Origin of the sequence: Streptomyces albireticuli, from assembly GCF_021228125.1 — a bacterium.
In the GTDB taxonomy this organism is placed as follows: domain Bacteria; phylum Actinomycetota; class Actinomycetes; order Streptomycetales; family Streptomycetaceae; genus Streptomyces; species Streptomyces albireticuli.
In genome coordinates this window covers 86,454-105,328 of the sequence record NZ_JAJQQS010000017.1, presented here as the reverse complement: position 1 = coordinate 105,328, position 18,875 = coordinate 86,454, and the positions used below count along the sequence as shown (strand labels likewise).

Annotated in this window: 16 protein-coding genes and 1 tRNA gene; 9 read left to right on the top strand and 8 right to left on the bottom strand. The window is 73.4% G+C overall.

Going from position 1 to position 18,875, the window contains the following annotated elements; genetic code table 11:
• Positions 1–89 precede the first annotated feature (89 nt).
• From tmk to LUZ64_RS27140, 4 genes are all read left to right on the top strand, one after another.
• Positions 90–3,782: a dTMP kinase gene (gene tmk / locus LUZ64_RS27155; RefSeq protein WP_095584035.1), complete on the top strand. Its 3,693-nt coding sequence runs from the start codon at positions 90–92 to the stop codon at positions 3,780–3,782.
• Between the two features lie 203 nt (positions 3,783–3,985).
• Positions 3,986–5,203, top strand: a complete 1,218-nt coding sequence (locus LUZ64_RS27150; RefSeq protein WP_095584036.1) for a DNA polymerase III subunit delta' — start codon at positions 3,986–3,988, stop codon at positions 5,201–5,203.
• A gap of 247 nt (positions 5,204–5,450) precedes the next feature.
• A complete protein-coding gene (locus LUZ64_RS27145) occupies positions 5,451–7,145 on the top strand; it encodes an alpha/beta hydrolase (protein ID WP_095584037.1) in 1,695 nt (564 codons plus the stop codon).
• Between the two features lie 97 nt (positions 7,146–7,242).
• A tRNA-Thr gene (locus LUZ64_RS27140) sits at positions 7,243–7,316 on the top strand.
• Positions 7,317–7,370: 54 nt separating this feature from the next.
• On the opposite strand, the gene LUZ64_RS27135 is transcribed toward LUZ64_RS27140, so the two are convergent.
• Positions 7,371–7,685: a hypothetical protein gene (locus LUZ64_RS27135; protein WP_232390373.1), complete on the bottom strand. Its 315-nt coding sequence runs from the start codon at positions 7,683–7,685 to the stop codon at positions 7,371–7,373.
• Positions 7,686–8,316: 631 nt separating this feature from the next.
• Here LUZ64_RS27135 and LUZ64_RS27130 point away from each other — a divergent pair.
• On the top strand, positions 8,317–8,847 hold the full coding sequence (locus LUZ64_RS27130; protein WP_095578764.1) for an RNA polymerase sigma factor: 531 nt from the start codon (positions 8,317–8,319) through the stop codon (positions 8,845–8,847).
• Positions 8,847–10,163 (top strand): sugar transferase, encoded by a 1,317-nt coding sequence (locus tag LUZ64_RS27125; RefSeq protein ID WP_095578763.1) that lies wholly within the window; start codon positions 8,847–8,849, stop codon positions 10,161–10,163. Before LUZ64_RS27130 ends, LUZ64_RS27125 begins: the two co-directional genes overlap by 1 nt.
• 116 nt (positions 10,164–10,279) lie before the next feature.
• Here the strand turns inward: LUZ64_RS27125 and LUZ64_RS37270 are convergent, their stop codons facing one another.
• The 3 genes from LUZ64_RS37270 to LUZ64_RS27115 all read right to left on the bottom strand — a co-directional run bounded on the left by LUZ64_RS37270 (position 10,280) and on the right by LUZ64_RS27115 (position 12,287).
• Positions 10,280–10,402, bottom strand: coding sequence for a hypothetical protein (locus tag LUZ64_RS37270; protein ID WP_267897154.1), 123 nt, complete (start codon positions 10,400–10,402; stop codon positions 10,280–10,282).
• Positions 10,403–10,701: 299 nt separating this feature from the next.
• On the bottom strand, positions 10,702–11,433 hold the full coding sequence (locus LUZ64_RS27120) for a 4'-phosphopantetheinyl transferase family protein (RefSeq protein ID WP_095578761.1): 732 nt from the start codon (positions 11,431–11,433) through the stop codon (positions 10,702–10,704).
• Positions 11,430–12,287, bottom strand: coding sequence for a metallophosphoesterase family protein (locus LUZ64_RS27115; protein WP_095578760.1), 858 nt, complete (start codon positions 12,285–12,287; stop codon positions 11,430–11,432). Before LUZ64_RS27115 ends, LUZ64_RS27120 begins: the two co-directional genes overlap by 4 nt.
• A gap of 203 nt (positions 12,288–12,490) precedes the next feature.
• On the opposite strand from LUZ64_RS27115, the gene LUZ64_RS27110 reads away from it, so the two are divergent.
• Both LUZ64_RS27110 and LUZ64_RS27105 read left to right on the top strand, forming a co-directional pair.
• A complete protein-coding gene (locus LUZ64_RS27110; RefSeq protein WP_095578759.1) occupies positions 12,491–13,270 on the top strand; it encodes a thioesterase II family protein in 780 nt (259 codons plus the stop codon).
• A 231-nt stretch (positions 13,271–13,501) separates the two neighbouring features.
• The gene (locus LUZ64_RS27105; protein WP_095578758.1) at positions 13,502–14,404 is read left to right on the top strand and encodes a LysR family transcriptional regulator; all 903 of its coding nucleotides are present in this window, start codon (positions 13,502–13,504) and stop codon (positions 14,402–14,404) included.
• On the opposite strand, the gene LUZ64_RS27100 is transcribed toward LUZ64_RS27105, so the two are convergent.
• The 4 genes from LUZ64_RS27100 to LUZ64_RS27085 are packed head-to-tail and all read right to left on the bottom strand — an operon-like array spanning position 14,306 to position 17,236.
• Positions 14,306–15,400, bottom strand: a complete 1,095-nt coding sequence (locus tag LUZ64_RS27100; RefSeq protein WP_095578757.1) for a serine hydrolase domain-containing protein — start codon at positions 15,398–15,400, stop codon at positions 14,306–14,308. The genes LUZ64_RS27105 and LUZ64_RS27100 overlap by 99 nt on opposite strands.
• Positions 15,397–16,323 (bottom strand): DUF6895 family protein, encoded by a 927-nt coding sequence (locus LUZ64_RS27095; protein ID WP_095578756.1) that lies wholly within the window; start codon positions 16,321–16,323, stop codon positions 15,397–15,399. Before LUZ64_RS27095 ends, LUZ64_RS27100 begins: the two co-directional genes overlap by 4 nt.
• On the bottom strand, positions 16,320–17,054 hold the full coding sequence (locus LUZ64_RS27090) for a hypothetical protein (RefSeq protein WP_095578755.1): 735 nt from the start codon (positions 17,052–17,054) through the stop codon (positions 16,320–16,322). Before LUZ64_RS27090 ends, LUZ64_RS27095 begins: the two co-directional genes overlap by 4 nt.
• On the bottom strand, positions 17,051–17,236 hold the full coding sequence (locus LUZ64_RS27085; RefSeq protein ID WP_095578754.1) for a hypothetical protein: 186 nt from the start codon (positions 17,234–17,236) through the stop codon (positions 17,051–17,053). The genes LUZ64_RS27090 and LUZ64_RS27085 overlap by 4 nt, the downstream gene beginning before the upstream one ends.
• Before the next feature lie 425 nt (positions 17,237–17,661).
• On the opposite strand from LUZ64_RS27085, the gene LUZ64_RS27080 reads away from it, so the two are divergent.
• Positions 17,662–18,870, top strand: a complete 1,209-nt coding sequence (locus LUZ64_RS27080) for a cytochrome P450 (RefSeq protein WP_095578753.1) — start codon at positions 17,662–17,664, stop codon at positions 18,868–18,870.
• The last annotated feature ends 5 nt before the right edge of the window (positions 18,871–18,875 follow it).

Genomic DNA, 18,875 nt, shown 5'->3' with positions numbered 1-18,875 from the left:
CGCTTTCGGCGGTGGGACGACCACTCCGTAGGTCGATCAGATGTTCGGCGTGGCGGTTGAGGTCCGGACACTCCGGATAGGCTGGCAGGATGACGCGAGCCGAGCAGCCATCGGTGGAAACCACCACATCCGGCGCCCTAGCCGCGGATTCCCGCGAGCGCGCCGTACGGGCCCTGTTGCGCATCCCTCCGCTCCGGCGGCTGTGGAGCGCCCAGTTCGTCGGCGGCATCGGGGATTCCCTCGCCCTCCTCGTCCTCCTCCTGCTGGCGCTCCAGGCGTCGGTCGTGACGGGGGCCTTCGGAGGCGGATACCGCGGTGCCGCGACGGCGGTGGCCGCGGTCCTCGGCGCGCGCCTGCTCGCGACCCTGCTCTTCGGCGCCGCCCTGCTCGGCCCGGTCTCCTCGCTCATCGCGCCGGCCGGGCCCCTCGACCGGCGCTGGACGATGATCGGCGCGGACGGCGTACGGCTCGCCCTGCTGGCCGTAGCCCCCCTGTGGATCGACTGGACCGAGGGCAAGGCGCTCGCCCTGCTGCTCGTGTCGGCCTTCGTCGTGGGCGTCGCCGAGCGCATGTGGACCGTCGCCAAGGAGGGCGCGGCGCCCACGCTGCTGCCCGCCCCGCCCGCCGAGGGCGCGGCCGTACGCCCCCTCCCGGACCACTACGACGCGCTGCGCCGCCTCTCGCTGCGGACGAACTTCGTGGCGCTGCCCGTGGCCGCCGCCGCGCTCGTCGCCATCACGCTCGTCAGCAATGTGCTCGGCTCCGGGATCGACTGGTTCCACGCGCACCAGGCGGCCCTGGGCGCGTACCTCGCCGCCGGGCTGTTCGCGACCTCGGCCGCGGTCATCTACTTCCTCACCTTCCCGGGTACGCAGTCCCCGCGCGTCCGCTCGCCCCTGGAGGGCCTGCGCCGCCCCAAGGGCCTCCAGGGAACCCCTGACGCGGGCCGTACGGGCGCGATCCCGGTGCTCGTCCTGTCCTGCGCGGCCGTCGCCGGAGCGGTCGCCGCGTCCGTCGGCGTCGCCGCGCTCCAGGCCGTCGACCTCGGAGGCGGCCCGGTGGCCTTCGGGCTGCTGGTGCTCGCCCTCTCCGGTGGCCCGGTCATCGGCATCCGTACGGCGCGGAAGGTGCTGCCGGGCTTCTCCCGCCGCCGTCTGCTCGCCCTGGCGCTCGCCCTGGCCGGCCTCGCGCTGCTGGCCGCCGGCCTGGTGCCGGACCCGACCACGGTCCTGCTGCTCGTCCTCGCCGCCGGCGTCTGCGCGGGCATCGTCGCCAACACCGGGCACTCCCTGCTCGACCAGGAGACCGAGGAGAGCCGCCGCGCGCGGACGACCGACCACCTGCACGCCGTCGTCCGTGTCAGCGCCGCGCTGGGCGCCGTGGCGGCGCCCCTGCTCGCCGCGGCCATCGGGCCGCACCGGGTGGAGAGCGGCAGCTTCGTCTTCGCGCACGGCGGGGCGGCCTTCACGCTGATGCTCGTCGGCGCGCTGCTGCTGCCCGTCGCCGCGATCGTCCTCGGCAAGACCGACGACCGTCACGGCGTACCGTTCCGCCGCGACCTGATGGACGTGCTGCGCGGCGGTGACCCCGCCCAGGCCCCCTCCGGCAGCGGCTTCTTCATCGCCTTCGAGGGCGGCGACGGCGCCGGCAAGTCCACCCAGGTCCAGGCCGTCGCCGACTGGATCCGCGCCAAGGGCCACGAGGTCGTGGTCACCCGCGAGCCCGGCGCGACGGCCATCGGCAAGCGGTTGCGCGCCATCCTCCTCGACGTCGGCTCCGCCGGCCTGTCCGACCGGGCCGAGGCGCTGCTGTACGCGGCCGACCGCGCCCACCACGTCGAGTCCGTGGTGCGGCCCGCCCTGGAGCGCGGCGCCGTCGTCATCACCGACCGCTACATCGACTCGTCCGTCGCCTACCAGGGCGCCGGCCGCGACCTCTCGCCGACGGAGATCGCCCGGATCTCGCGCTGGGCCACGGACGGTCTCGTCCCGCACCTGACGGTGCTGCTCGACGTCTCGCCCGAGACCGCGCGAGAACGTTTCACCGAGGCGCCCGACCGGCTCGAGTCCGAGCCGGCCGAGTTCCACCAGCGGGTGCGGACCGGTTTCCTGACCCTGGCCGCGGCGGACCCCTCCCGCTACCTCGTCGTGGACGCCGGCCAGGAGCCGGAGGCCGTCTCCACGGTCGTACGCCACCGACTCGACCAGCTCCTCCCGCTCTCCGCCGCCGAGATCGAGCGCCGCGAGCAGGCCCGTAAGGCCGCGGAGGAGGAGGCCCGCCGCAAGGCCGAGGAGGAGGCCGCGCGCAAGGCGGAGGAGGAGCGGCTGGAGCGCGAGCGCCAGGCCCAGCTCGCCAAGCTGCGCGCCGAGGAGGAGGAACGCCGCCGGCGCGAGCTGGAGGAGGCCCGCAAGCGCGAGGAGGAGCGCCTCGCGGAGGAGGCCCGGCAGCGCGCCGAGGAGGCCCGCCGCCTGGCGGAGGAGGAGCGCAGGCGCCGCGAGGCCGAGGAGCGCGCCCGGGCCGCCGAGCAGGAGCGGCTGCGCAAGCGGGCCGAGGAGGAGGCCCGGCTGCGCGCGGAGGCCGCGGAGCGCCGGCTGGAGAAGCAGCGCAAGGCGGAGGAGGCACTGCTGCGGGCGGAGCAGGCGCGGGTCGCGGCGGCCGAGGCGGCCGCGGCTTCCACCGCCGACGAGGCGCCGACTGTCGAGCGGCCTTCGCTCCGTAAGGACGCTTCCCTCGCCGGTGAGGCGCCGACCGTCGAGCGGCCCTCGCTCCGTAAGGACGAAGCTTTCGCCGCCGCGGACGAAGCCTCTGCCGGTAAGGGTTCCGTCGGCGACGGATCTTCTGCTGCTGGAGCCTCTGCTGGTGGAGCCTCTGCTGGTGGAGCCTCTGCCGGTGCGGCCTCTGTCGGTGCGGCCTCCGCCGGTAAGGGCAGAGCTTCCGCCGCGCAGGCCGCGGGCGACGACTCCGAGGCGACGCGGACGGTCCGCCGACCCGTCGTCGGGCGGACCGACCCGCGCACGGCGGACCTGACGCCGACCGTCGAGCGGCCGCGCGTCGACCCGCGTACCGCCGCCGCCCGTCCGGCCGCGGAGGAGGAGACGGCGGTGCTGCCGCCGGTGCGCGACACGACGCCGCAGCAGCGGGTGACGTGGGGGACGGAGCCGGAGAAGTCCGGCGGGGGCGCGTCCGGTGCCTCGGGCGCTTCGCGTGCTTCCGGTGCTTCCGGCGGGGCCTCGGACCTTACGGCCGCGCGGGGCGCCTCGGACTCCGAGGAGACGGCCGTACTGCCGCAGCCGCCCGCCCGCCCGGCGCCGGCGGCGCCCGCCGCGTCGGGTGACGCGGAGGAGACCGCGGTGCTTCCGCCGGTACGCCCCGAGGGCGACACCGCGGCCCCGGCCGGGGCCGCGGACGAGACGGCGGTGCTTCCGCCCGTAAGGACCACCGGTCCCGGTCACGTCGACCGTCCGGAGGACCCGACGGACCGGGTGCCCACGTGGCTCTTCCGGCCGGAGGACCCCGCGGCCGAGGGCTCGGAGGGCTCCGGCCCGGCGGGCTCTTCGGGGGCGTCCGACAGTGAGGTCACGCGTGAGCTGCCGCAGCTGAACGAGGGCGGGGCGGCCCCCGGCGCGCGGCCGCGCCGCCGCCCCGGCTGGGTGGAGGGCGCCTCGTCCGACGACGCCCCGACCCTCGCGGACGAGCTCCTCGGCCCCCGAGACCGTCACGACCGCGACCGTCACGACGACGAGGACCACCCCGGCCGCCGGGGCAAGCGCCGCGACGGCTGACGGGCGGACGGTCGCACGGGCGGACGGTCGCACGAGCGGACGGACGGGCGGACGGGCGGGCGGTCGAACGAGCGCGGTACGGGCCCGAGGCGGGCCCGTACCGCGTCGCCGTTTCTCCCCCTCGATATCCCGTTCACGGTCCGCGGTGTCAGTGCCGTGGCCGACAATGGGTAACCGCAGGACGAACAGGGCGGAGGACAGCCATGGCGGTGTGGGACGACCTGGTCGGCCAGGACCGGGTGACGGAGCAGCTCTCCGCTGCCGCGCGGGACGCGGACGCGCTGGTGACCGGTGCCGCGTCCCCGGAGGGCGGCGTGCCCGCCGCCGGCGGTTCGATGACGCACGCGTGGCTGTTCACGGGCCCCCCCGGCTCCGGCCGGGCGACGGCGGCCCGCGCGTTCGCCGCCGCGCTCCAGTGCGTCAGCCCCGACCGCGCCCATGGCGGCATGCCCGGCTGCGGCTTCTGCGACGGCTGCCACACCTCGCTCGTGGGCACGCACGCCGATGTCGAGATCGTCCGCACGGACCAGCTGTCGATCGGTGTGAAGGAGACCCGCGACCTGGTCCGCCGCTCCCAGCTGTCCCCGGCGGGCGGCCGCTGGCAGGTGATCGTCCTGGAGGACGCGGACCGTCTGACCGAAGGCGCGGGGAACGTCCTCCTCAAGGCCGTGGAGGAGCCCGCGCCGCGCACCGTGTGGCTGCTGTGCGCGCCCTCGCTGGAGGACGTCCTGCCCACGATCCGCTCCCGCTGCCGGCACCTCACGCTGCGGACGCCGCCCGTCGAGGCCGTCGCGGATCTGCTCACGCGCCGCGACGGCATCGAGCCGGAGCTCGCCGCACAGTCGGCTCGCGCCACCCAGGGCCACATCGGCCGGGCCCGCCGCCTCGCCACCGACGAGCGCGCCCGTGCCCGCCGCGCGGCCGTCCTCAAGCTGCCGCTGCGGGTCGACGACATCGGCGGCTGCCTGAAGGGCGCCCAGGAGCTCATCGACGCGGCGGCCGAGGACGCCAAGCAGGTCGCGGAGGAGGTCGACACCAAGGAGACCGAGGAGCTGCGCGCGGCGCTGGGCGCGGCCGCCGGTACGGGCGGGCGCCTGCCGCGCGGCACCGCGGGCGTCATGAAGGACCTCCAGGACCGCCAGAAGCGCCGCGGCACCCGCACCCAGCGCGACAGCCTCGACCTCGCGCTCGTCGACCTGACGGGCTTCTACCGCGACGTCCTCGCGATGCAGCTCGGCTCGCCGGTCGCGATCGCCAACGTGGACGTCGGGGACGCCCTCCGGCGCGTCGCCTCGGGATCGAGACCCGAGCAGACCCTGCGCCGCATCGAGGCGATCATCGAGTGCCGCCGCGCCCTCGACCGGAACGTGGCGCCGCTGCTCGCGGTCGAGGCGATGACGGTGGCGCTCCGGGCCGGGTGACGGGAGGCCGTACGCGCCAAGTCGCCTACGGTTACGCCTTCTCACTCGAACGAGCCCAATGCGGCTCTCCGGCTGGCCATGGGACGTACCCCTGCGGATACGCTCCGTCCAGGCAACCCGATTCTCCGTAACTCCGTGTGACGAAAGTGGTCATGGGGTCGGTCTCGGTGTGTGCCTCGGTGTTTCGCCCTGTTCTCCGCGCACTCGCACATTTCTGCCCGTCCACTCCACGTAGAGGGACCAGCCGATGGACACCAGCCGTCTGCTCCGCACCTCCGGCGCCGTCGCCGCGACCGCGGCGCTGCTGCTCTCCGGCGCCGCCATGGGAGGTTCGTCGCCGAGGGCGTCGGCGGCGGTGCCGTCGAAGGGCCGGGGCGAGGGGGTGGCGTGGAGCGACGCGGCGCAGGCGGGGCGCGGTGCGCCGTACGTGGGGGCCGGGGCCTCGTACGCCGGGTCGGCCACCACGTACGCCACCGGGCCCTCCGCCTCCGCGCCCGGCCGTCCCCTGGCCCCGCTGCCGGCCGAGGTGCCGTCGGGCCTCCGCCCGTACTACGCGCAGAAACTGACCTGGCGGCCGTGCGGTACGAGCGGTTTCGAGTGTGCGACGCTGATCGCCCCGCTGGACTACGACAGCCCGCGGGCGGCGGATGACGTCAAGCTCGCGGTGTCCCGCAAGAAGGCGACGGGGCCCGGCAAGCGCCTCGGCTCGCTGCTGGTCAACCCGGGCGGCCCGGGCGGCTCGGCGGTCGGCTACCTCCAGCGGTACGCGGCCCTCGGCTATCCCGCCCCGGTCCGCGCTCGGTACGACATGGTCGGGATGGACCCGCGCGGTGTGGCCGGCAGCGAGCCGATCGTCTGCCTGTCCGACGCGGAGATGGACGCCTACACCCAGGTCGACCAGACGCCGGACGACGCCGGGGAGACCGGCGAACTGGTCGACGCCTACATCAAGTTCGCGGAGGGCTGCGAGGCCCGCTCGGGCAAGCTGCTCGGCCATGTGTCGACGGTCGAGGCCGCGCGGGACATGGACGTCCTGCGCGCGGTCCTGGGCGACGAGAAGCTGACGTACGTCGGCGCCTCGTACGGCACGTTCCTCGGCGCCACGTACGCCGGGCTCTTCCCGGCGCGCGTCGGCCGTCTCGTCCTCGACGGCGCGCTCGACCCGTCGCTGGATTCGGAGCGGGTCAACCGCGATCAGACCGCGGGCTTCCAGACGGCCTTCACGGCCTTCGCGGAGGACTGCGCCAGGCACAAGGACTGCCCGCTGGGCACCACCACGGCGCGGGCCGCGGGCGACCGCCTCGCCGCCCTCTTCAAGCAGATCGACGCCCACCCGCTGCCGGCGGCCAAGCCGCGCAAGCTCACCGAGAGCCTCGCCACCACGGGTGTGATCTCCGCCATGTACGACGAGGCGGCCTGGGGCCTGCTGCGCTCGGCGATCCGGGCGGCGGCGCACGGCGACGGAGCCCCGCTGCTGAGGCTCTCGGACGCCTATTTCGAGCGCGAGGGCAACGGCGCCTACGCCAATCTCATGTACGCCAACGCCGCCGTGAACTGCCTGGACCTGCCCCCGGCCTTCCGCAGTCCGGGCGAGGTCCGCGACGCCCTCCCGGCCTTCGAGAAGGCGTCCCCGGTCTTCGGTGCGAGCCTCGCCTGGGCGGCCCTGACCTGCGGATACTGGACCGTACCGGCCACCGGGCGCCCCCACCTCATTCCCGCTCACGGCGCCGACCCCATCCTCGTCGTCGGCACCACCCGCGACCCGGCCACGCCCTACCCCTGGGCCCGCGCCCTGGCCTCCCAGCTCTCCTCGGGCCGCCTCCTGACCTACGACGGCGACGGCCACACCGCCTACACCCGGGGCAGCGCCTGCATCGACAACGCGGTCAACGGCTACCTCCTCACCACCACCACGCCCCCCGCCTCCCAGAAGTGCACCTGACCTGCGGATCCACCCCCTCGGCCGCCGTGTGCGGAGCACCCCCGGAAACTGTGTAAACTTGGCCCCGCTGCTGATGCCGATCCGGCCCCCGCAGCTTGCCGCCTTAGCTCAGTTGGCCAGAGCAACGCACTCGTAATGCGTAGGTCTCGGGTTCGAATCCCGAAGGCGGCTCAGGGAAAGGCCAGGTCACCTCCGGGTGACCTGGCCTTCTTTGTGTTTCCGGGCCTAGGCCCCGGTCGGCTGCTCCCTGCCCGCTCGCTTCTTCGCGGCCCGGGTCCGCCATGTCCGACGCGCGAGGAGACCGACGGCGAGGGCGGTGAGGACGGCACCCCAGTCGATGACGTGGGGGAGGCTGGGGAAGAAGGCGGCGGTGACGAGCACCGTGACAGCGCCGCAGACGAAGGCGAGGACGCCGAGGGGGCGGCGCTCGGGTTCCTGGTCGGGGACTTGGGGCGTGGGTTCGACCGGCGCTCGCGGCGTGGCGGCTGGTGCGACGGCGACTGCCGGCTCGTCGTGCGCCGAGGAAGAAGGGTTGCTCATATGGGCCTCTTTCGGCGGAGTGGTTGTCGAGATCGGCAACTGCCGGTGCCGGGCCGGGGTTCTTTGCCGATGAGTGGACCACCGTGACGAGTGATCGACGGATTTTGGGCTGACCAGGTCTGATGCGGGGGCGGGGGCGTTCCGTCGCGGTGGTGGGTGGGACGGGGCGTTCTGTCGCGGCTCCTTCGTGGGCCTCGTGAGGCGCTGGTCGGCGTCCGTCAGGCGTAACCCCCCGGGGTCGGGGAAAAAGGGTCCGGGCGCGTTGCACGTTGGTGGGGGGTCGGGGCACTCAGCTGTGAAGGCGGCGGGCAGTGGCCGTCGGGGGACGGGGGTTCCCCGGTGGGTCGTGCCCTCGGTCGCCCTCGCTGTGGTGGTTGCTGCTCCGGAGAGGAAGGTCATGTGCGGACGGCCTCGGGGGCGGTCGCCTGTGCCGGCGGGCGTGGAGATCTGTGCGATCCGGCGAAGTTCGAACGTATTGACGGGGCGTTCGGGGCGATTCCCGGCAGGGTTCCGATCCGATCGTAGATTTATGCGACGTAGTGGATATGGTCCCGGGTCGCATCACACGATTGCCCTTCCTCATGTCACTCCCCTGCATCAGCAGCGGCTGAGAATTGAGGAGGGATATCTCGTGCAGCATCGCAGGGGCCCCGACGGGAATGATTTCGACGCTTTCTTCCGGTCGGACTACCGGAAGCTGATCGGCTTTCTCCGGTTCATCGGCGCCACCCGGGAGGAAGCGGAGGATTCCGCTTCGGCCGCGATGATCAAGGCGCTGGAATGCTGGACCGGGATCGAGCACCCGCTCGCGTGGGTGCGCAAGACCGCCGAGCGGCACTACCTCCGGTCCGCCGCCCGTGATCTGGACGCGCCGGCCCGGGCCGTCAGGGGCGGCTGGGCGGTCGGTGAGGCGTCGCCCGGACCCGACTCCCCCTCGCGCCACGAGGAGGAGGAAGTCCTCGCGCTGATGAGCAACCTCGGTTATAAGCAGCGTCAGGTCATTGCTTACACGTACGACGGATTCAGTCCTTCCGAGATCGCTGAGATCACGGGTGATATCGCGGCGACGGTACGGTCCAATCTGCGATCGGCGAGAGAAAATCTCTACCGGATTCTTCAGGAGAGCCGCGCCACAGCTGATAGGTACGGTGAGGAGGAGTAATGAGCGCACATGGCGACGAAGGTATCGTCGAGACGATCAATGATCTTATGACCGCGATCAATGGGCATGCCCTGGTATGCAGTCCGGACAACGCGGCGGCCGACAGGCGGCTGAGGGAGTTCAAGGATGCCTTCGACGCCGGGCTCGCGACGGAAATCCCTGAGGAGTCGGTGGAGCGCAAGCTCATCGAGATCAAGATCGAGGCTGCCCGCCGGGCCGTGGTCCGTGGCCACCCGGCGGGCAGTGCCGGTCTTCAGGAGTTCCTGAGCCTGGCCGCCCTGTCAGGCGGCCGGGCAGCGGATCCGGACAGCGACGATCCCGGGGCGGCGGCCGTGCGCGGCGGCCGCCGCCGGCGCCGTTGGTGGTGCCGTTTCGGGATGGGCTTCCTGCTGGTCGTGGCCCTCGCCCTGGCGCTGGTCTCGCTACCGGACAACGGCGTGCCCCGCTGGGTCCAGACGCTCCTCCAGTCCGTGGGCTTCGGCGTGATCGTCTCGACCGCCCTGTTCACGGCCATCCATCTACGGGACCTCCGCGAGCACCGGCCGGGCGGCCTCCAGCCCGACGCCCTGGCGCGGCTACGGCCCCAGGCCGTCGAGGTCGCCGATCCACCGGCGCCGATGAGCAGGAGCCGGCGCGCCCTGGACGTCGTCGTCGGCGCCGCCCTGCTGTGGATCTCGCTGCCCATGCTGGCGTCCGTGTCGCTGTGGATCCGCCTCACCTCGCACGGCCCGGCCCTCGTGCGCCATCCCAGGGTCGGGGCGGCCGGCCGGGTCTTCCAGCTGTACGACTTCCGGACCCGGGACGCGGCCGGGCGGCAGACGAAAGTGGGGGAGTTCCTGGAGGAGCTCGGGCTGGAGACACTGCCCCGGCTGTGGAACCTCTTCCGGGGTGACGTCACCCTGCTGGGCCCGCCGGCCGAGCATCCGGCGATGGCCGCCTCGTACCCGGGGCAATGCCGCTGGGTGTTCTCCTACCGGCCGGGAATCGCGGGCCCCCTCTGGGACGGATACGTGGGGCCCGACGATGACCTGGAGCCCGGGTCCGACGCCTGGCGGCACTATCTGGACGTCGTCGTACCGCAACGCGTCATGGTCGACCGGGGTTTCTACGATTCCCTCTCCGCCTGGGGCACCTTCCGGCTCATCTGCGGAATGCTCTTCAGCTCCAATTCCTTCACCGCGTACTCCGCGGGTGACCAGGAGGAAGCCGCGAGCGGAACGGCGGCGGCGGTCGCCGAGCCCGCCGCCGCCACTCCCCAGCCGCTCCGGGAGCCGCTGGAGAAGCGCTGCCTCGTCAGTCTCACGGTCTGGCAGTGAGAAATGGACTTTGGAGGAATCGATTTCGGAGGACGGTCGGCCGAGGAGCGACCCGGATCCCCGGCGGGGGATCGTCTACGGGGCCCCGTAGACGATCCCCCCGAGGAGAGCGCGGGTCAGCGTGCGATGAGGAACACCGCCATGAGCAGCGCCACGACGGCCAGTCCGAGGCCGCCGGCGACACACGTGATCAGTACGGATCCGGTGGCCACGTAGGCACTGCTGATGCCCACGGTCACGGATCCGAAGGTCGCGCCGACCGAAGTGGGGGTGATTTTCGAGGGAGTGGACTTTCCGGTCGCACCATGCCGGTTCATTCCCATGAACAGCCTTTCCGTCGGGGGGCCCGGGCCCTGGCCGGCCCGGGCCTCCTCGTTTCCCTTTTCGTAGGTGAGTGCCGCGAGCCGGCGGATACGTGCGACCCCGCCGCCGTCTCCGAGCGCCCCCCCGAGCGAGGGGGCGGGAAGTGCCCGGAGCGGCCGGCCTCACCTTGGGAAGACCGAAAGCCGAGAAGTCGGAGAGGGGAAAGGCCCCGCGCCTACGCCGTATGCGCCGAAGCCCCCGGAAGACCCCCGCCCGCGCCACCGCTCCCGTCGGACGGCGCCGGTGACGCCTCCAGAGCGATCGCCGTGACGACCAGCCCCCGGTCGGCGAGCCAGCGGCCCGTGAAACCGTCGAGGCGGCGGCCGCCGACCACCGGCCCGGGGACCAGGAGCCGGGCGGAGAACGTCCCGGCGTCCGGGTCGGCCTCCAGCTCCGCCTCCACGAAGTCCAGTTCCCGGCCGGTGAGCGGGTACCACGTCTTGAAGACGCTCTCCTTGGCGCTGAACAGCAGCCGGTCCCAGCTCACCTCGGGCCGCCGGGCGGCCAGGGCGCGCACCCAGGCGCGCTCGGCCGGCAGGGCGATGCTCTCCAGCACCCCTTCCGGCAAAGGGCCGTTGGGCTCGGCGTCTATGCCGATCGAGGTGGCGTCGGCCGCCCGGGCCACCACGGCCGCGCGGTAGCCCTCGCAGTGGGTCATGCTGCCCACCACCCCGGCCGGCCACTGCGGCGCGCCGCGCCGGCTGGGCAGCAGCGGGGCGGGCGGGTGCCCCAGCCGGCCGAGCGCCTTGCGCGCGCACAGCCGTACGGTCGTGAACTCGCGCTGCCGCTTGGGCACCGCGCGCGCCACGACCGCGGCCTCCTCGGGGAAGAGGGCGTCGGCCGCCCCCGCGGGATCGGCGAAGGTCTCCTCAGTGACCACGGGGCCGGGCAGGATCCGCTCGATCATCGTGCCGCTCCCGGGGTCTCGCCGACCGGGCGGGGCAGGATCTGGCGCAGCGGGCGGCGTGGCGGCCGGGGCCGCCACTCGCGCGGGTAGCCGACCGACACCTCCTCGAAGCGGACGCCGTCGTGCCAGGTGACGCGGGGGATGTGCAGATGGCCGTAGACCGCGGCGGCGGCGCGGAAGCGCACGTGCCAGTCGGCTGTCAGCTCGGTGCCGCACCACTGGGCGAAGTCCGGGTAGCGCAGGATCCGGGTGGGTTCGCGTACCAGCGGGAAGTGGTTGACGAGGACCGTGCGGTGGGCGGGGTCCACGGCGGCCAGGCGGCGCTCGGTGAGCTCGACCCGGGCACGGCACCAGTCGTCCCGCGTCGGGTAGGGGTCCGGGAAGAGGAAGTGCTCGTCCGTGCAGACGATGCCAGCCTCGTAGGCCAGGCGCAGCGACTCCTCCTTGGTGTGCGCGCCCGGTACCCGGAACGAGTAGTCGTAGAGGACGAACAGCGGGGCCACGGCCACCGGGCCGCCCTCGTCCTGCCAGACCGGGTACGGGTCCTCGGGCGTGTCGATGCCGAGGCTCCGGCAGAGCTCCACCAGGTGCAGGTAGCGCTTCTCGCCGCGCAGGTCGACCGGGTCCTTCGGGTGGGTCCACAGCTCGTGGTTGCCCGGTGCCCAGATCACCTTGGCGAAGCGCCGGCTGAGCAGGCTCAGCGCCCACTCGATGTCCGCGTACTGCTCGGCGACGTCGCCGGCGACGATCAGCCAGTCGTCCTCGGATTCCGGTCGCAGCGTCTCGACGAGTTCGCGGTTGTCTTTGTAGACGACATGCAGATCGCTGATCGCGAGCAGTTTCCCGTTGGGCATCTGACGTCCTCCCCAGTCCGTACCTATATACGATCACACGCGCGGTGAAACCCCTAGGAAGCCCCGCGACATGGCGGCCGCCGCACGCTGTAAGCGGTGTCACGGTCCGGTAGTTGTCTACGCCACGTTCCCGGGTGCGGCCGGTCAGTAGTGTCGACGCGCGCCCGGACGGGGGCGTTCGGCACGGGTGGACAGGAGAAGGCATGAATCAGCAAGGGCGCGTCGCTCCGGCGTCCCGGTGGATCGTCGGAGGGGCCGCGGAGGAGGCCCCGCTGCGGCTGTACTGCTTCCCGCACGCCGGGGGGTCGGCCGCCGAGTACCTGCGCTGGGGCAGGCGGATGCCGGGTGTGCGGGTGTACGCGATCCAGCTGCCGGGCCGGGCCACCCGCTTCGGCGAGCCCGCGGTGACCTCCATGGACGCGCTGGTCGGGGCGCTGCTGGAGGAGGAGTTCACCGGCCCGTACGCCTTCTTCGGGCACAGCATGGGGTCGCTCGTCGCGTACGAGCTGACGTGCGCGCTCCGGGACGCGGGGCGGCGGCTGCCGGAGCGGCTCGTCGTCTCCAGCGGCCCGGCGCCCGACGTGCCCCGGAACCGCACCGGTGTGCACCGCCTGCCGGACGACGAGCTGCTGTCGGCGGTGAACGGGCGGCACAACGGCATCCCGCCGGAGGTCCTGGAACACCCCGAGCTGCGGGCGATGGCGACGGCGGGGCTGCGCGCCGACTACACGGTGCTGGAGGAGTACGAGTGGCGTGGCCACGCGCCGCTGCCCGTGCCGCTGACGGCCCTGGCCGGGGACGGCGAGACCGCCCTGACCGAGGGGGACAAGCTGACCGGGTGGGCCCGGCACACGACGCGGGGGCCGGTGGAGGTGCGGACGTTCTCCGGCGGTCACTTCTACCTGCGGGAGCAGGAGACGGAGGTCGTGCAGCAGACGCTGGCGGAGCTGCTGGGCGCGAAGGCCGGCTCCGGTTCCCGGTGACCTCCGGTGGGCCTCGGGCGGTCGCGGCGCGGGCGGCGGGCGGCGGTGGTCGACACCCGTCCGCGGCGACGACAGTGACCGGTGCTGCGCATGCTCAGTTCCGGCGCGTTGTGCTGAGTGAGGCCGCGGACAGGTTGCCGCCGTTCATGGAGATCATGCGGCCGCCCGGCAGCCAAGTCAATCCTATGAGGAGGCTCGAACTCCCCAAGGTATGACTTGTATGTTGGGCGGGTGACGCTTGATGACCTGAAGGTGTTCGTCATGGTGTGCGAGGCCCGCAACCTCAGTGCCGTGGCCCGGGAGATGAACTGCAGCCAGTCGGCCGTCAGTCAGCACGTCCGCCGACTGGAGAAGGAGGTGGGGCTCACGCTGATGGAGCGTCAATCCAGAGGCGTGGCACCGACCGAGGCGGGCCGGATTCTCCAGCGCGCGGCCTCCGACGGGCTGACCGCGCTGGGCGAGGGGCTGCGGGCGCTGGAGGAGCTGCGGACCGGGCAGGGGGGTGGCGTCGTCATCGCCACGGGGGCCACGACCATCCGCAACTTCCTGGGCGCGGCGATAAAGGAGTTCTGCCGTGATTACCCCGAAGTCGGGCTGGAGTTCCACACGGAGCGCTCCAGCCACCGCTGTCTGGAGGCGCTCCGGACCGGCGCCGTCGACCTGGCCTGGGTGACGATCACCGCGGAGGCGGCCGGCACCCAGGGGGTCGAGCAGCGGCCTGTCATCAGCCTGGAGTGGGTGCTGGCCGTACGCGCCGAGGACCCGCTCGCGGGGGAGACGGCCCTGGCGGCGGAGGACCTGGCCCGCACCCGGCTCATACGGCCGCCGACGGGCACGAGTTCGGGCCGCCAGGTCGAGGACTACCTGGGCGCGCACGGCCTCCCGCCCCGCGCCACCACCACCCGGGCGACCGACTGGGACACCGCGCTGCTGCTCGCCGAGATGGGCCTGGGGCACGCGCTGATACCCGCGGTGCCGGGGCTGGTCGGTCAGTGTGCCGACAACGTCCGGCTGATCCCGGTCGGCGGGATCCCGTCACTGGACGTGGGCTGGGCCGCCCGTCAGTGGTCGGCCCTCTCGCCCGCCGCCCGGCAGTTCGCCGACACGGTCGTCCGTCACGTCGCCGGGGACTGAGGCGTCCAGGGCGCACAGTGTCCCGTAGGCCGCCTGGACGAAGGGGGCCAGCGGTGTCGGCGAGGTGTTGGCGAGGGCCGCGACGGCGGTGCCGGAGCCGGGCAGGAAGCCCGCGAAGGCGGTGAAGCCACGGGTGCCGCCCGAGTGGTGGAACAGCGGGCGGCCCGCGCGGGGGCGCAGGTTCCAGATCAGGCAGAGGCGGTGTCCCGTGCGGGGCAGCGCCAGCCGTGGCCGCTGGACGTCCCGGAGCGCGGTCCGCAGGCTCGGCGGGCCCGTGGTGGGCGGGGTGAGCAGCGCCGACAGCAGCCGGAGCAGGTCCCGGCCGCTGGTGCGCAGGGCCCCGGCGGCGGGCAGCGCGGGGATGAGCCAGGGCGGCCGGGGCCGCCCGTGCCAGTGGCCGGTCGCCTGGGGCCGCAGGGGGTCGCAGTCGGTGTCCGTGAGTCCGAGCGGTACGAGCACGCGCGCGGCGAGCAGTCCGGCGTAGTCGTCGCCGGAGCCCCCCGCCGCCCGGGCCAGTGCGTGGCCCAGCAGGCCGGCGCCGAAGTTGGAGTAGCGCACGTGGGTGCCGGGCGCGTGGTGCAGCCGGGTGCGGGGCAGCGCGGCCATGAGGTCGGCGGCGGAGAAGCCCGCGTAGGGGTTGCTGAACCAGGCGTGCCGCGCCGAGCGGGTGACCAGGCCCGGTGGCAGCCGGGGCAGGCCCGAGGTGTGGGTGGCCAGGTGCAGCAGGGTGATCGACGGGCCGGGGACCCGCCGGGGCAGATAGCGGTCGACGGGGTCGTCGTAGCGGACCTCGCCGCGGGCGGCGAGCTCGGCGAGCAGCAGGGCCGTGTACGTCTTGGTGAGGGAGCCGGTCTCGAAGCGGGTGCCCGGCCCGGCGGACCCCCGCCGGGCCACCAGCCGCTCGCCGCCGCGTACGGCCGCCACGGCCACGGCGTCCGCGCCGCGGGCGGCGGCGAGCAGGGGGGCCAGGAAGGACTCCAGCGGCGGGGACGTCACCGGCCCGCCGCCCGCGCGAGGGCGACGGAGCCCGCGACGGCGGTGACGACGACGGTGTGCTGGTGGTCCGTGAACCGTTCCCGCGGGTCGTCGTCGACCGGGTCGCCGTCGCGCGGTACGAGGCCGTCCTCGTGCTGGAGGGCCGCGACGGCCTCCCAGTCCTCCGGCCGGCAGTACGGCTCGTCCAGGGAGGCGCCGACGATGAGGAGTTCGACGACCAGGTCCCACTGCTGGACCTCGCGCCAGATGTCGATCCACACCGGCAGCCACGTCCGTACGTACGCGGTGAGGTCGGGCGGCATGCCGTGCGGCAGGCGGCCCCAGTCGGTGAGGTGGAAGACCGTGTGGGTCATCGCGTAGGCGGTGATCCAGTTGATGGCCCAGGGCTCGGGGCGGGCCCCGAGCCAGGTGGCGCGGGCCAGCGCGTCCCAGTCCGGCCCGCCGCCGGGTTCCCGGTCGAGGCCGACGACGCGGGCGGCGTTGGCGGCGGCGAGCCGGCGGTTGGGCAGCAGCTCCACGCCGTCCACCGAGCGCAGCCGCGCGCGGTGTGCCAGCAGCCGGTCCAGGTCCGCGTGGCGGTAGCCGCAGCGGACGAAGGGGGCGTAGACCTCCAGCGGGTCGGTCATCAGGGTGTGGCGGAGCTGGCGCTCGTAGAGCATGTCGCCCTGGCGGAACTGGTCCCAGGTGAAGTCCATCAGGCTCTGGGCCGCCGCGAGTTGGCCGGGGCCGGCCACGCCGTCGCGCAGGAGCAGCGAGGCCGCGAGGGTGGTCTCGCCCAGGGGTTTGTAGACGCTGTCGGGGTCGGCGAGCTCCTCGGTGGTGCCGGGCGGCAGGGCGCCGAGGGCGCGGTTGGCGTGCAGCCAGGACAGGGCGCGGTCGGCCATGCTCCGGGCGGCCGCGGCCACCGGCTCGGGAACCGTCATGTCCGTACCGCCTCCGGGGGTCGCGCGGTGAGCAGGTGGTCCGTGACGGCCAGGTCCAGGGCCGTGCGGGGGCTCGCGCCGCCCAGCAGGCGGACGTGTTCGTGGACGGGCGCCGGGTCCAGCGGCAGGTCGACGCCTTCGTGGCCGAGCCAGGCCAGCCATCGGACGAGCCTTACGGCGGTGGGGAAGTCGCGGCGCAGGACCGAGCGGGTGACGCCGCGGGCGAGCGGAAGCGCCGCGCGGCGGGCCGTTTCGTGGACCGGGCCGTCGAGGCCGGGGGTGGCCAGGGTGGCGAGTTGGGCCATCCTTACGGACCAGCCCTGCCAGTCGGTGGTGTCGGCGAGGTCGTCGGCGGCGCCCGGCGGTTCCGCCGCCGCCGGTGGTGCGCCGTTCTCGCCGAAACGGGCGAGGAGTTGGGCGGTCGCCCAGTCGCGCCAGGCGACGGTCCGTTCCTCCGGGCGCGCCGAAGGCCCGGCCGCCGGCGTCGGGAAGGCGTCGAGGGACCGGGCCACGGCCGCGGCGTCGTCGGCGTGGAAGGGGGTGCCGGCGAGCAGGTGGGGGGAGAAGGTGTCCGCGCCCAGGACCCTTACGGCGGCGAGGGCCGCCAGGGTGTCGGGCGCGCTGTCGATGTGCCGGGCGACGAGAGCCGTGCCCCCGGCGCCCCGCAGGGCGCCGAGGACACGGTTCGCGAGTTCGTCTGTGGCCGCGGCGAAGTCCGCCCGGGTGGTCACTTGCCCTTCGGCTCCTTCGGCTCCTTGGGGGACATGAGGAGCAGCGCGAGGATGAAGCCCGCTGCCTCCGGGGCGGGGAGTGGCGGGTCGCTGACGGTGGCTTCGGGCTCCACCATCATCGAGCCGACCGCTGACGCCTCGGCCGGGGTCGCGACGATCCGGACCGTCTTTTGAGCGAGCATCACGCCTCCTTGAGGGGAAATGTCATCACTTGTGCGGTGATGCCGGATTTGAGTCTAGGTTCGGCTCCGGGGGCGCGCAGCTCGAAGGAGGCGGCCGGGCGACGCGGGCGTCCGTGGGCGGCGGGGTGAGGCGGGATGTTCGAGCGCGGTGGGGCGGCAAGGGGCGCGGGCGGCGGCGAAGGCGCGGGGCGTGCGGCCGGAGCGGTGGGCGCGAGGTGGCGGCGGACTGAGCGGGCGGCCCGGGAGGATGGGAAATTAAAGGGGGAAAAGGGGTCTAGGAGCGGGATGTGACGGGCGATTCGCTGGAAAATCCATCATTTGGGTGAACTGTGAATGCTTGTGTGTGGCGCGCCGGAAGTTGCGGCATGGTCAGAAAATAGGCTGGCACGCCATCGGCGGGGCCCTGGGCTTGAGGGAGTGCTGCGATGACCACTTCGGACTCCGTTCGAACGTGTCCCTTCCGACATGACGAGGCCCTGGAGCCCGATCCGTTCATGACCCGGATGCGCACCGAGGCGCCCGTCACCCGCGTCCTCATGCCGTACGGCAAGGGCGACTGCTGGCTCGTCACGCGCTACGCGGACGTCCAGACGGTGACGTCGGACCGGCGCTTCAGCCGGGCCGCGCTGATCGGCCAGGACTTCCCGCGGATCACCCCCGCCCCCATCGCCCAGTCCGAGGCGATCAACCTCATGGACCCGCCCGCGCTCAACCGGGTCCGGAAGCTGATCATCAAGGCCTTCACCACCCCGAAGGTCGAGGCGCTCCGCCCCTGGACGCAGCGCACCACCGACGCTCTGCTGGACGAGATGGCCGAGCACGGCTCGCCCGCCGACGTGGCCGAGCACCTGGCGGGCCGCATCCCGCTGATGACGATCAGCGAGCTGCTGGACGTCCCCGAGGCGGACCGCCCGCAGCTGCGCCGCTGGGCCATGGCGATGATGTCCATGAGCGTCGCCGACAAGGAGTCCGCGGCGGAGGCCAAGGCCGGGCTGCGCGGCTATTTCGACGAGCTGACCGCCGAGCGGCGCCGGAACCCCGGCGAGGACCTGATCAGCGCGCTCGCCACCGCTCGCATCGGCGACGAGGCGCTGGAGCCGGCCGAGCTGTCGGTGCTGGCCATGCTGCTGGTCGTCACCGGCCACGACACCACCACGTACGACATCAGCAACATCGTCTACACCCTGCTGACGTACCCGGACCACCTCGCCCAGCTGCGCGCCCGCCCCGAACTGCTGCCGCGGGCCATCGAGGAGCTGCTGCGCTACATCCCCTTCCGCCAGGGGGTCGGCATCCCCCGGGTGGCCCTGGAGGACGTCGACTTCGACGGCGTCACCGTGAAGGCCGGCGACACGGTGCACGTGTCGTATCTGACGGCCAACCGCGACGAGCTCGCCTACGAGCGCCCGGACGACCTCGACTTCGAGCGCGCCGAGCCCCTGCCCCACATGGCCTTCGGGTACGGCAGCCACCACTGCCTCGGGTCCCATCTGGCCCGCATGGTGCTCCAGGTCTCCATCGGCTCCCTGCTCCACCGATTCCCTGAACTGCGGCTCGCCGTACCGGTGGAGGAGGTGCGGTGGAACACCAACTCGATCTGGCGCTATCCGCTCACCCTGCCGGTCGCCTGGTAAGGAGT

Bases quoted from the DNA above. Each gene is read 5' to 3' on its own strand.
- LUZ64_RS27145 (WP_095584037.1), top strand. From the start codon at position 5,451: ATGGACACCAGCCGTCTGCTCCGCACCTCCGGCGCCGTCGCCGCGACC.
- LUZ64_RS27150 (WP_095584036.1), top strand. From the start codon at position 3,986: ATGGCGGTGTGGGACGACCTGGTCGGCCAGGACCGGGTGACGGAGCAG.
- LUZ64_RS27125 (WP_095578763.1), top strand. From the start codon at position 8,847: ATGAGCGCACATGGCGACGAAGGTATCGTCGAGACGATCAATGATCTT.
- LUZ64_RS27095 (WP_095578756.1), bottom strand. From the start codon at position 16,323: ATGACGGTTCCCGAGCCGGTGGCCGCGGCCGCCCGGAGCATGGCCGAC.
- LUZ64_RS27115 (WP_095578760.1), bottom strand. From the start codon at position 12,287: ATGCCCAACGGGAAACTGCTCGCGATCAGCGATCTGCATGTCGTCTAC.
- LUZ64_RS27120 (WP_095578761.1), bottom strand. From the start codon at position 11,433: ATGATCGAGCGGATCCTGCCCGGCCCCGTGGTCACTGAGGAGACCTTC.
- LUZ64_RS27110 (WP_095578759.1), top strand. From the start codon at position 12,491: ATGAATCAGCAAGGGCGCGTCGCTCCGGCGTCCCGGTGGATCGTCGGA.
- LUZ64_RS27080 (WP_095578753.1), top strand. From the start codon at position 17,662: ATGACCACTTCGGACTCCGTTCGAACGTGTCCCTTCCGACATGACGAG.
- LUZ64_RS27135 (WP_232390373.1), bottom strand. From the start codon at position 7,685: ATGAGCAACCCTTCTTCCTCGGCGCACGACGAGCCGGCAGTCGCCGTC.
- LUZ64_RS27085 (WP_095578754.1), bottom strand. From the start codon at position 17,236: ATGCTCGCTCAAAAGACGGTCCGGATCGTCGCGACCCCGGCCGAGGCG.
- tmk (WP_095584035.1), top strand. From the start codon at position 90: ATGACGCGAGCCGAGCAGCCATCGGTGGAAACCACCACATCCGGCGCC.